The sequence below is a fragment of the Erythrobacter sp. genome (genome assembly GCF_023653175.1).
Lineage (GTDB): Bacteria > Pseudomonadota > Alphaproteobacteria > Sphingomonadales > Sphingomonadaceae > Erythrobacter.
Genome location: NZ_JAMNXL010000008.1, coordinates 1 through 11294, shown reverse-complemented (window position 1 = coordinate 11294; position 11294 = coordinate 1). Strand labels below are relative to the sequence as shown.

At 70.9% G+C, this 11294-nt stretch carries 9 protein-coding genes; 4 read left to right on the top strand and 5 right to left on the bottom strand.

Translation table 11 applies throughout. The annotated features are described in order from the left end of the window. Nucleotides 1–52 precede the first annotated feature (52 nt). Genes NBV68_RS01930 through NBV68_RS01920 form a run of 3 tightly spaced genes read left to right on the top strand, consistent with a single transcriptional unit; the run spans nucleotide 53 to nucleotide 3011 of the window. Nucleotides 53–808, top strand: coding sequence for an FkbM family methyltransferase (locus NBV68_RS01930; protein ID WP_296306808.1), 756 nt, complete (start codon nucleotides 53–55; stop codon nucleotides 806–808). Further along, on the top strand, nucleotides 805–1890 hold the full coding sequence (locus NBV68_RS01925; RefSeq protein WP_296306757.1) for a glycosyltransferase: 1086 nt from the start codon (nucleotides 805–807) through the stop codon (nucleotides 1888–1890). Before NBV68_RS01930 ends, NBV68_RS01925 begins: the two co-directional genes overlap by 4 nt. Continuing rightward, complete coding sequence (locus NBV68_RS01920) at nucleotides 1887–3011, top strand: glycosyltransferase family 1 protein (protein ID WP_296306755.1); 1125 nt, start codon at nucleotides 1887–1889, stop codon at nucleotides 3009–3011. The genes NBV68_RS01925 and NBV68_RS01920 overlap by 4 nt, the downstream gene beginning before the upstream one ends. On the opposite strand, the gene NBV68_RS01915 is transcribed toward NBV68_RS01920, so the two are convergent. Beyond that, entirely contained in the window at nucleotides 2987–4066 is a 1080-nt protein-coding gene (locus tag NBV68_RS01915) for a glycosyltransferase family 4 protein (RefSeq protein WP_296306752.1), read from the bottom strand. The two genes, NBV68_RS01920 and NBV68_RS01915, sit on opposite strands and share 25 nt — an antisense overlap. A gap of 71 nt (nucleotides 4067–4137) precedes the next feature. Between NBV68_RS01915 and NBV68_RS01910 the strand changes: the two genes are divergently transcribed. Next, on the top strand, nucleotides 4138–5088 hold the full coding sequence (locus NBV68_RS01910) for a glycosyltransferase family A protein (RefSeq protein ID WP_296306751.1): 951 nt from the start codon (nucleotides 4138–4140) through the stop codon (nucleotides 5086–5088). Here the strand turns inward: NBV68_RS01910 and NBV68_RS01905 are convergent. The 4 genes from NBV68_RS01905 to NBV68_RS01890 all read right to left on the bottom strand — a co-directional run. After that, a complete protein-coding gene (locus tag NBV68_RS01905) occupies nucleotides 5073–7001 on the bottom strand; it encodes an acyltransferase family protein (protein ID WP_296306749.1) in 1929 nt (642 codons plus the stop codon). The genes NBV68_RS01910 and NBV68_RS01905 overlap by 16 nt on opposite strands. After that, the gene (locus tag NBV68_RS01900; protein WP_296306747.1) at nucleotides 6998–8809 is read right to left on the bottom strand and encodes an ABC transporter ATP-binding protein; all 1812 of its coding nucleotides are present in this window, start codon (nucleotides 8807–8809) and stop codon (nucleotides 6998–7000) included. Before NBV68_RS01900 ends, NBV68_RS01905 begins: the two co-directional genes overlap by 4 nt. Beyond that, nucleotides 8806–9402, bottom strand: coding sequence for a hypothetical protein (locus tag NBV68_RS01895; protein WP_296306746.1), 597 nt, complete (start codon nucleotides 9400–9402; stop codon nucleotides 8806–8808). The genes NBV68_RS01900 and NBV68_RS01895 overlap by 4 nt, the downstream gene beginning before the upstream one ends. After that, the coding region (locus NBV68_RS01890) for a polysaccharide biosynthesis tyrosine autokinase (RefSeq protein WP_296306745.1) at nucleotides 9399–11294 on the bottom strand (1896 nt) is incomplete at its 5' end. The genes NBV68_RS01895 and NBV68_RS01890, both read right to left, overlap by 4 nt.

The following is an 11294-nucleotide window of genomic DNA, read 5'->3' as shown; positions in this document are numbered from 1 at the left end:
ATCCGCCTACAGAATGAGGGGATTAGCGCAAATCAAGGGACTGGTGCGCGACATGCTGCCGGCGCGCTGGCAGGTGCCGGCCAAGCACCTTTTCCTGAAGATGGCGGGCGGACTGGAGGCCGAGCTCTCCCTGCTCCCCCAGCTGATCCGCCCGGGCGAGCGCGCGCTCGATATCGGGGCCAATTACGGCACCTATGCGCTGACGCTCGCAAGGCTGGGTGCGCGGGTCGACCTGTTCGAACCCAACCCCGCCATCGCCGCAGTGCTCGCCGCCTGGGCAAAAGGGCGCAGCGGGGTTACGGTCCACGCGCTCGCCCTGTCCGATCGCGAGGGCACCGCCGAACTGGTGATCCCCGGCGAAGGCGGGGTGGAGCATGACAGCTCAGCCGCGCTGGCCGGGGGCGCGGTTGCGCAGGGCCGGCGGGTCTCGGTGCCGCTCGCGCCGCTCGACAGCATGGGGATCACCGATGCCGCGCTGATCAAGATCGACGTCGAAGGGCACGAGGCCGCGGTGCTGCGCGGCGCGGCGGCCACCATCGCCGCCAGCAGCCCGGCGCTGATCGTGGAGATCGAGCAGCGCCACATCGCCCGCCCGATCAGCGAGGCTTTCGCCGAGGTGCAGGCCATGGGCTATCGCGGCTGGTTCCTGTGCAGCGGCGCGCTGCTGCCGCTCGAGGCCTTCGATGCAAGCCAGCATCAGGACTTCGCCGCGCGCGGCCGGCCCTATTGCAACAACTTCATCTTCCTCGCCGAAAGCCGCATCGCCCGCGGGGAGTATGCGGGCGTCCTTGCGAGAGGAGCAGCGTGAAAATCCTCGTCGTCACCCCGCGCTATGCGATTTCAGGGGTGCCGCTGGCGCAGGCGCGCTTTGCCGCGGCGCTTGCCGAGCGGGGACATGATGTCACCTTCATGGTCGGCAATTGCGATGCCGATCTGACCGTGCCCGCCGCCCCCGGCGTCACCACGCTGGTGCTCGGCGCGCGGCAGGTGCGCGGCATGATCGCCCCGCTGGTGCGCCACCTGCGCCGCGCGCAGCCCGAGGTGGTGTTTTCGGCCGAGGATCACCTCAACTGCATCGTGCTTGCCGCCGCGCTGCTGGCAGGCTCCAAGGCGCGGATCAGCGGTTCCTCGCGCGTGACCCCGTTCGACACCTATTCCTCCAAGCCCTTCAACAAGCGCTGGGTGCTGAAACAGGCGATGCGTGCCCTCGCCCCGCGCGCGCAGGCGCTGACCTGCGTGTCGCAGGATATGGTCGCGCAATACCGGACGCTGTTCCCGCGCATGGGCCATGTCTGCGTTTACAACATCGTCGATTCCCCCGCCGCCCGCGCACGCATGGGCGAGCCGGTGGAGGACCCGTGGTTCGCAGATGGTCTGCCCCCGCCGATTGTCGCCGCCGGCTCGCTGGCGCCGTGGAAGGGCTTTGCTGACCTGATCCGCGCCATTCCGCTGGTGCCGGACGCGCGGCTGCTGATCCTTGGCGAGGGGCCCGAGCGCGGCGCGCTCGAAGCGCTGGTGGCCGGGCTCGGCCTCGCCGAGCGCGTGCGCCTGCCGGGCAGGGTCGACAATCCGCTGCGCTATTTCGCCCGCGCGCGGGTCTCGGCGCTGTCGAGCCATGTCGAGGGCATGCCCAACGTGCTGGTCGAAGCGATGATGTGCGGCTGCACCCCGGTCGCGACCGATTGCCCGACCGGCCCGCGCGAACTGCTGCAAGGCGGGCGCTACGGCTACCTTGCCAAGGTCGGCGATCCGGAGTCGATCGCGGCCGCCTTGCGCGAGGCCCTTGCCCGCCCGATCGCCCCCGAAATGCTCGCCGAGGCGGTGCAGCCCTTCGAACAAACCCGCGTGATCCGCCGCCATTTCGAACTGCTGGGGCTGGCCGAACATTGAGCCTGCGCATCGGCCTCAACGCGACCTGCTTCACCGAGCGGCCCTCGGGCGCGAACCAGCGGCTGCGCTATCTTATGGGCGCGCTGATCCGCCTGCGGCCCGATTGGCACTTCATCATCTACGAACCGCGCGACGTGCGGGTGGCGGCATGGTTCGCCCCCTGCTCCAATGTCGAGGCGCGCGTCACCCCGCTCCCCGCCGAGGGCCGCATCGCGCGCGTCGCGGCAGGGCTCGGCTATTGGCGACGCGCCTTGCAGGCTGACCGGCTCGACCTGTTCGAGAGCTTTCACCTCCCCGCCGTGATCGCGCCCGATTGCCCGACCCTGCTGACGATCCACGACCTGCGCCCGGTGCGGCCCGATGCAACGTGGGCCGAGCGGCTGGTCGCGCGGCCCGTGCTGCACCATGCGCTCAAGCGTGCGCGGCTGACGCTGGCGGTGTCCGACACCGTCGCGGAGGAATTGCGCGCCTTCCACCCCGGTGCGCGGGTGCGCCGGCTCTACAACGGCGTCCGGCCCGAAGACCTCGCGCACCCGGGCGAGGACGCCTGCGCCGCAGTGCGCGCGCGCTGGACCTTGCCGGAGCGTTTCGTGCTGAGCGTCGGGCATCTCGAGCCGCGCAAGAACTTCGCGCAGGCCATCGACGCCATCGCGGTGCTGCGCGCGCAGCAGCGCGACGTGCCGCTGGTGGTGGTGGGCAATCCCGGCGGGAGCGAAGCCGCATTGCAGGCCGCGATCGCCCGCCACGGCCTCGGCGCGTCGGTGCGGCTGCTGAGCGGCGTGGGCGGCGATGATTTGCGGGCGATGTACCACCTTGCCGACCTCCTGCTGTTCCCTTCGGCATACGAGGGGTTCGGCATTCCGCTGGTCGAGGCGATGGCCGCCGGGCTGCCGGTTGCGGCGAGCGACGCGCCGGTGTTCCGCGAGCTGGCAGGCGGCGCGGCAAGGTTTTTCGCGCTCGGCGATCCCGCAGGCACCGCCGCCGCCATCGCGATGCTGTGGGACGACCCCGCCGAGCGCGCCGCACTGGCCGAGGCCGGGCGCGCGCGGCTCGCCCGCCACGACTTCACCGTGCTGGCAGACGAGCTTGCTGCGATCTACCGCGAGGTGACCGGGTCGTAGTCGGCCAGCACCGCCGCCAGCCCGTCGCGGAAGGCTGTGCGCGAATGGCGGGCTTCGTAAAGTGCCCTCATCGCCGGATCGAAAGCGGGCGGCGGCTGCGCCAGCGCGGCGTTGATCGCGGCGGCGAAGTCCTGCGGATCGTCGCACAGGTGGTTCGCCGCCACCACCGCCGCGTCATAGCCCGCAAAGCCCTCGGCAGTGCCGACCACGCGCTTGCCGTGCATCAGCGCCTCGGCGACCTTGGTCTTCATCCCCGATCCGGACAGAATCGGCGCGACCACCAGCGCGGCGCCCGCATACCACGGCGAGAGGTCGTCGACCGGCCCGACCAGCTCGATATTGGCAGGCAAGGGCCCAAGCCCCTCCAGCCCGCGCCCCACCACCAGTGTTCGTATCGCGAGCGAAGGGGCGACGGCGCGGGCATACCAGCGCAGGCCTTCGAGATTGCCGAAGAACCCGCCGCCGACGAACAGGGCATAGGGCTCGCCCGGTACCGACGGCACCGCCGCAGGGTCGCGAGCATCCTCGAGCGCGAGCGGCACGATCCTCTCGCCCCCGCGACCGAAGCGACGGACGAGTTCGGCGCTGTCGCGCTGGCTGAGCGTGACGACCTGCGTGCTGTGCCGCATCGCCAGCCGCTCGGCCTGCCAGTGCCCGGCAAGCACGCCCGCGGCCTTGAGCCCCGGCGCCGCCCGCAGCGCATCGGCGAAGAACTGCGTCTCGCAATTGTGGCAGAAGGTGATGATCGGCAGATCGGGCTGCGCCGCGCGGGCGAGCGCCGCTGCTCCGCCGAGCTGCGATCCGTCGCACACCAGAACCGCGGTCGCGGGATCGGCGACGCGCGCGCGCAGCTCAGCCGCTGCCGCCCCGTCCAGCCCGCCGAGCCGCCCGCGCAAGCCGTCGAGCGGCGCAGTGCGCCCCGCAAGCCGCATGACTTCAAGCGAGCCCGCCAGATCGGCCAGCACGGTCTCGATCAGCCGCGAGAGCCCCTCGCGCCCGGCACCGGCGCGGGTTCCGTCATAACCGGTAAGTAACAGCACTCTGCCATCCACCATCACAAAACCTTTGCCAGATCGGGCACTTAGCGTTATTCCTCCGCGATGTCTAACGCGGGCGAACCACGATAATGCCGGGCGAAAACACAGGCTTCTCGGTCGTCGTCCCGCTCTACAACAAGGTTGGCGAAGTCACCGCCACGCTGGACAGCGTGCTGTCGCAGACGCATCCTCCGCGCGAAGTGATCGTGATCGACAATGGCAGCACTGACGGCAGTGTGGAAGCGGTGCAGGCCATCGCCGATCCCCGCGTGCGGCTGCTGCACGAGGCGCGGCGCGGCCCCGGCCCGGCGCGCAACCGCGGGATCGCCGAGGCGAGCGGGGAGTGGATCGCCTTCATTGATGCCGATGACCTGTGGGCGCCCAATCATCTCGAAGTGCTGGATGCTCTGATCGCGCGGCACCCGGATTGCGCGTTGGTCGGATCCGGTTTCCGCTGGGCGACGCTGCCGGTCTCGCCTCCGCCGGCAGACCCTGCCGCCGCCGGCGCGCCGAGCCGGGAGATCGATTTCTTCGCCGGGACAAACTGCGACCGGGTCTGGACCTCGGCGGTCGCGGCGCAGCGCAGCGCGGTGATCGCGGCGGGCGGGTTCGGGGATTATCCGGCCGGAGAAGACACCGACCTGTGGATCCACCTCGCGCTCTCGGGGCACTTCGCGGTGAGCGAGGCGCTGACCGCGATTTATGTCCGGGGCAATGGCGGGATCATGGAGGCCCGCCAGGCCGAGCTGCGCCGCGCCCCGCCACCGCCCTCGCCCAACCTCGCGGCGATCGCCGCGCTGCTCGGCGATCCTGCGCACCATGCGCGCCATGCGATGCTGCGGGCCTATGGCGACATGCTGCGCGTGCGCTTTGCGCGCCAGATGGTCTATCACGGCCACGGAGCGGCAGCACGCGACATGCTGGGCGGAGCGACCTCCCGGAGCCGCAGATGGTGGCTGTGGTGGACAGTCAGCTTCGTCCCGCGCACCTTGCTGCGTCTCGGGGCGCGAGTGTGGCGCCTGCGTCACCGGCTGCGCTGAGCGGCCGCCGCACGCGCCGCCTCGCCCAGCCTGAAGCGCTTCCCCACCAGCGCGCTGCCGGACGCGCTCAGATGATGTGCGTCGCGATACAGCGCCACGCCGTCCAGCGCCGTCGGACATAGTGCAGGATCGGGGCAAAGCATCCGGTCGAGCCGCAAGACCGGCGTCTGCCCGTCGCGCGCAAATCCGGTGAAGAGCGCCTCCTGCCATGCCATCGGCACGGCTCTGGCGTCAGACGGGATCGCGCAATCGGGAGCGGGCGCGGCGCTGGGTAAGCCGCCGATCGCCCGCGCCCGGCACTGTCCGGCATCGAAGCGCGCCGCGACCGGCCCGGTCACGATCGCCACCGCTTTGCCCATCGCCCGGATCGTTGCGGCGGTACGCTGCTGGGCCGCGATCATCTCGGACAGGCTTGCAGTGGCAAGCCGCCCATCGGGCCGCAGCGCCTTGGTGCCGGCCTGCGCGAAGCGGGCATAATTGCCCGACAGCACCACCACCCGGATCGATGGCGTGCGGCCGAGATAGTCGAGCACGCTGGCATTATAGGCCAGACAATCGCGCGCGAAGGCGGCCGTGGCATCGCGGTCGGCCGGCGCAAGGCCCGGCAGCGGCGCGCATTGCCCCTTGCTCGCCTGCGCCAGATTGCGCTCCCCATCGGCAAGCAGCGCGGGGATCAGCTGCTGCGAGAAGGAATCGCCCCACACCAGCAGATCGGGCGCGGAGCCTTGCGCACAGGCTCCGTCGAACCGCGCCGCATCGGCATCGCAGCCGGCGAGGTCGAGGCCTGTGACCCCGGCAAGGTCGATAGGCTCGGGGCGCGCCTTGACCAGAGCGGCGGCGGCGAGCACCGCTCCGGCCAGCACCAGCGTCACCCCGGCATAGAGCGCCACCACCCGGCGCGCCGCAAGCGGGGCGAAGCGCCCGGGCTGCTCGATCCAGCGCCATGAGAGCCAGCCGAGCACGAAGGTTGCCGCCACAAGTCCGAGCCGCACGCCAAGCGGCGGGGTCGCTCCCAGCCAGATCACATGGGCAAAGGCGAACAGCGGCCAATGGACGAGGTAGAGCGAATAGGAGGCATCGCCGATCCGCTCCAGCGGCGCGAGCGCGCGGGGGCTCGGCAGCGCGACGAGCAGCAGTGCGGCGGTGGTGAGACACACCGGGATCGCGAGCCAGTGCAGCGGCACGCCAGAAGGCGGCAGGATCACCGGCAGCGCCATCACCGCCACCAGCGGCAAAGCCAGCCACCGCATCCCGTTTTGACCGAGGCCGCGCGCAGCCAGCATCGCCGCCAGCACGCCCAGCCCCAGCTCCCACGCGCGGGTCGGCAACAGATAGAACGCCGCGCCCGGCGAGCGGGGGTAGAGCCAGAGATAGAGCGCAAGGCTCACCACGGTCGCAACCGTCACCCCGCCCGCGCGCCAGCGGCGCGGCAGCAGCCACAGCGCGAGCGGCAGCAGCAGATAGAACTGCTCCTCCACCGCCAGCGACCACATGTGCAGCAGCGGCTCGCTGTCCGACTGGTCGTTGAAGTAGTTGATCTGCCGCCACAGCACGATGTTGGTGGCATAGACGAGCGATCCCAGCGCCTGCGCGGTGAAACGGGCATGGGCGTCCGTCGTCAGCAGCGCCGCTGCGGCGAGCACCGTCAGCAGCAGCATGGCATAGGCCGCCGGGATCAACCGCCGGATGCGCCGCAAGTAGAAGGTGCCGAAGGCAAAGCGCCCCTCCTCCAGCGCGCGCAGCACATGCCCGCCGATGAGGAAGCCCGAGACGACGAAGAACACGTCCACGCCGAGGAAGCCGCCTTCAGCGATCGGCAGGCCCGCATGATAGATGATGACGGCAAGTACGGCGAAACCGCGCAGCGCCTGAATGTCCCCGCGCGTCTCCCCCGCCCCCGGCGCAAGGCTCATCCGTGCCCTCGCGCCGGCCCGATCACTTGGGCATAGCTGCCCTGCTCGGCCACCCGCCCTGCCTCCAGCCGCACGATCTGCTCGCACAGCTTGAGCGTCGAGAGACGGTGCGCGACGATCACCAGCGTGAGTTCACGCGGGAGCTGCGAGACCGCCTGCATCACAGCCGCCTCGGTCGCCTCGTCGAGCGCGCTGGTCGCCTCGTCCAGCACCAGCACGCGGGCCTGCTTGTAGAGCGCGCGGGCAATCCCGATGCGTTGCCGCTGGCCGCCCGAGAGGCGCACGCCGCGCTCACCGACGAAGGTGTCGTAGCCCTGCGGCAGCGTGGCGATGAAGGTGTCAAGCTCGGCCAGCCGCGCCGCCTCGCGCACGCGCTCCTGATCGATTGCCGCGCCCGAGCGGCCGAAGGCGATGTTCTCAGCAATGCTGCCATCGGCGAGGAAGATCGCCTGCGGCACATGCGCGACCGCGGCCTGCCATGCAGCGCGGGTCGTCTCGTCCAGCGGCACGCCGTCGATCAGCACTTCGCCTGCCGTCGGCTCGAGCAGGCCGAGGAGAAGGTCGACGAAGGTGCTCTTGCCGCTGCCCGAAGGCCCGACGAGGCCGATCCGCGCGCCGGGCGCGATGGCAAGGTCGATGTCCGAGAGCGCCGTGCCGCGGTTGCCCGGATAGGCGAAGGTGACCTCGCGGAAGGTGACCGTCCCCGTCCCCGCTGCGGCTGGGTGCGCCGCGGCAGGGTCGGTGGCGGCCGGGAGCGGCTCGGCCAGCAGGCGCGCGACCTCGACCAGCGCGGCGCGGTGGCCATAGATCTGCGCCCAGCTGAAATAGGTCTGCTGGATCAGCGGCAGCAGACGCTGCGCCCCCAGCGCCAGCGCGCCGAGCATCGGCAGCGCGGCGGCAATGCCCCCCGGACGGCCGGACACGAACACCGCGATGACCGCGATCATCAGCACCCCTGCCGCCTCGACCACGAAGCGCGGCGCGGCAGCGAGGAACTGGTTGGTGGCCTGCGAACGGGTGAATTGGCGATCGACCGCGGCGAACTTGGCGAGGAACAGCGGCTGCGAATGATCGAGCAGCACGTCGCGGATCCCTCCCAACCCTTCCTGCAGAACCTGGACCCGCCCCTTCATCGCGCTCGAAACCAGATCGCTGTTGGCATAGAGGCGGCGGCGCGTGAGGCGGCTCACCAGCGCGTAGATCACCCCGAAACAGGCGGCCGCGATCAGGGCTGTGCGGGCGTCGATGGCAATCAGCGCGGCCAGGATGAACAGCGCCACCGCCGCCGCCGTCAGCCCGGCAATGGCGGGCAGCAGCACATTGCCGAGCACGAACTGCACCTTCTGCATCGCGGCCTGCGTGGTCGCGCTGTTCTCCATCACGTGTCGGGCATAGGGGCGGTGAAGCACGCGGGCATAGACGCCCATCGACAGGTCGTGGCCGATCGCGAAGAAGATCTTCTGGCTGTTCCACAGCAGCACGAGCCGGATCACCGCGGCAATCACTGCAAGCGCAACCAGCAGCAGCGCCGCCATCACCAGCGTGCTGACGCCGAAGACCGCGGCAAGCCCGGCGACAGGCTCGACCACGGCGCCATATTGCCCGAGTTCGGCTCCGGGGGACACGATCGCGAGGAACGGCAGCACCGCGCCGACGGTGGCGGTCTCGGCGAGCGCGCCGGCCAGCATCAGAGCGAAGAGCAGCAGCAATTGCCGCTGGCGGTGGGGGGTGAGCTGGGCGTGGATCAGCCGCACCGATGCCACGACCGAAGCCGGCGCCGGAGCCGGGCCCGGTTGCCCCGCCCTCATGTCGCTTCGTCGGCCCGCTTATGCGGGCGGGCCCAGGCGGCGTAGGGCTCGGCCCAGTCGGGCTGGCGGGCGAGCGCGCGGCGCACCGCCGGGGCAGCGTCCGCGCGCGCGGCCATCGCCGCGATCAGCGTGTAGACCTGCGGCCGGGTCTCGGGCGCAAGGCGCATCAGCACGCCCGCCTCCACCAGCGCCGCGTCATAGCGGGCGGTGCGGGCATATTCGTTGAGCAGCCAGTTGCGCGCGAGCGGGAAGCGCGGGGCGCGGCGGCGCGCGGCCTCCATCAGCTGCGTGGCGCGGGGCAGATCGCCCTCGGCGCTCGCGGCAAGGCCCGCCAGCGCGAGCGGCTGACCTGCCGCCGGCACCCGCGCCATGGCATCGGCGATCAGCGCGCGGGCGGGCGCGTCGATCGTACCGTCCTGCGCGACAATCCGCTGCGCGGCGAGCGTTGCAAGCGCATTGCCGCTGCGCGGCACCGCCCAGGCCGAGGCCTCGGGCCGCAGCGCATCGGATTGCGCACCGACCGCCGTGCGCAGCGAGATCCACATTCCTGCCAGCACCAGCGCGATCAGCATCGCGCGCGCACCCTTCATCATGCGCCGATATCCAGCGTCTTGCCTTCGACCTTCGGGCGCCGCCGCAGCTTGCCCAGCAGGCCGGAATGCGCCGCTTCCGCCCCCGCACCATAGCCGTAGCCATAGCTTTCGTGATCCGAGCCGGTCTTGGGCTGGAACTTGGTCAGCACCGTGCCGACCACACTGGCCTTGGCATCGAGCAGGCGACGCAGCGTCCGCCGGATTGCCGCGCGGCGCGCCGAACCCGCCTCGACGATCAGCACGGTCGCCTCGCAGATCGAGGCGAGCGTCGGCGCATCGGCAAGGCCAAGAACAGGCGGCGCGTCGACAACCACCACGTCATAACCTGCCGACGCCTCGGCGATGACCTCGTGGATCCGCAAGGTCGCCAGCAGATGCGCGGGCGCTGCGGGGATCGGCCCTGCGGGCAGCAGCCACAAGGTCTCGAACCGGGTCGGCACGACCATGTCCTCCAGCTTGGACGTGTTGGCCAGCAGCGTGCTCAGCCCCCACAGCCTTGCCGTCTCCGACAGGAAGGAGGGATTGCGCATGTCCGCATCGATCAGCAGCACCCGCTTGCCCACCCGCGCCAGGCTCTGCGCGATCGCCAGCGAGGAAGTGGACTTGCCCTCCGCGGCGCGCGAACTGGTGACGAGGATCGAGCGCGGGGTGCCGCCATCGCCGATGAACCGCAGCGCGGCGGTGATCGACTGATAGCTTTCGGTGACCGGGGACTTGGCATCCTCGAGCTGCTCTGACAGCTTCTCGCCCTTGCCCGGACGCGGCACCACGCCGAGCACCGGCAGGCCGAGCATGTCCGAGATTTCCTCGGGCGACTTGACCGTGTCGTCGACGAACTCGACGAGGAAGGCAAGGCCGAGCCCCGCGATCAGCCCGAGCACCAGCGCGATGCCGAGATTGCGCAGCGGCTGCGGGCGGTAGGGGCTCATCGGCGCGAGCGCACGGTCGATCACGGTCGCCTGATTCTCGCCCAGCTCGCCGACGACGCCGATCTCCTTGTAGCGCTGCAGCAGCGCGTCATAGAGCTCGCGGTTGGTATCGACCTCGCGCTGGAGGAAATTGTAGCCGATCCCGCGGCTGCGCAGGTCGAGCACCTGCGCACGCAGCTCAGCCACCTCCGCCTGCAACTCGCGCTCGCGCCCGGCGGCGGCCCGGTAGCGGCTGGCGAGCGAGCTGGCGATTGCGCCGGTCTCGCGCGTGATGGCCGCCTTCACTTCGGCGATCTTGGCCTGGAGCGCGAGCATCTCGGGATAGTCGGGCTTGAAGGTCTTCAGCCGCTCGCTGTAGTCCGCCTCCAGCCGCGAACGCTCGGCGCGCAGGGCTTGCAGCGCGGGATCGGCGATCTGCTCGCCCGAGAACCCTGCCCCGCCGGTCTGGCGATAGGCCTGCTCGGCAGCGATCCGCTCCGCCGTCGCCTGCGAGAGCGCGCTGTTGAGGCCCAGCAGCGCCTGGCTCGAGAGCGTGTCGCCGCCGGCCGCGCTCGGCCCGTCGCCCTCGCGGCCGCCACTGCCGCGGGCGCTGCCGGTGTCGAGCTGGACGATGCCCTGCCGCTGCGCATAGGCGACCAGCGCCCGTTCGGAATTCTCCAGCCGTTCGCGCGCCACCGCGAGCTGGTCCTGCAGGAAGCCGCGGGCATAATTGGTGGTGTTGTAGCGGTTCTCGGTGGTCGCGGCGATGAACCCCTCGGCAAAGCCGTTGGCGATGCGCGCGGCGCGGGCCGGATCGGGATCGGTGTAGGCGAGCGTCACCAGATCGCTGCCGCGCTGCGGGCCGACCTCGAGATTGCGCGCGAGCCGGGCGGCCGCGGCGCGGGCGCGCTGGGCGGGCGGCGTGGCCGGATCGAGAAAGGCGGGGTCTTCGGCCAGCTTCAGATCGCGCGCCACCCGTTCGGC

What these genes read in the sequence shown, in the direction of transcription:
- NBV68_RS01900 (WP_296306747.1), bottom strand. Translation starts at nt 8,809, where the DNA reads ATGAGGGCGGGGCAACCGGGCCCGGCTCCGGCGCCGGCTTCGGTCGTG.
- NBV68_RS01910 (WP_296306751.1), top strand. Translation starts at nt 4,138, where the DNA reads ATGCCGGGCGAAAACACAGGCTTCTCGGTCGTCGTCCCGCTCTACAAC.
- NBV68_RS01915 (WP_296306752.1), bottom strand. Translation starts at nt 4,066, where the DNA reads ATGGTGGATGGCAGAGTGCTGTTACTTACCGGTTATGACGGAACCCGC.
- NBV68_RS01895 (WP_296306746.1), bottom strand. Translation starts at nt 9,402, where the DNA reads ATGATGAAGGGTGCGCGCGCGATGCTGATCGCGCTGGTGCTGGCAGGA.
- NBV68_RS01905 (WP_296306749.1), bottom strand. Translation starts at nt 7,001, where the DNA reads ATGAGCCTTGCGCCGGGGGCGGGGGAGACGCGCGGGGACATTCAGGCG.
- NBV68_RS01930 (WP_296306808.1), top strand. Translation starts at nt 53, where the DNA reads ATGCTGCCGGCGCGCTGGCAGGTGCCGGCCAAGCACCTTTTCCTGAAG.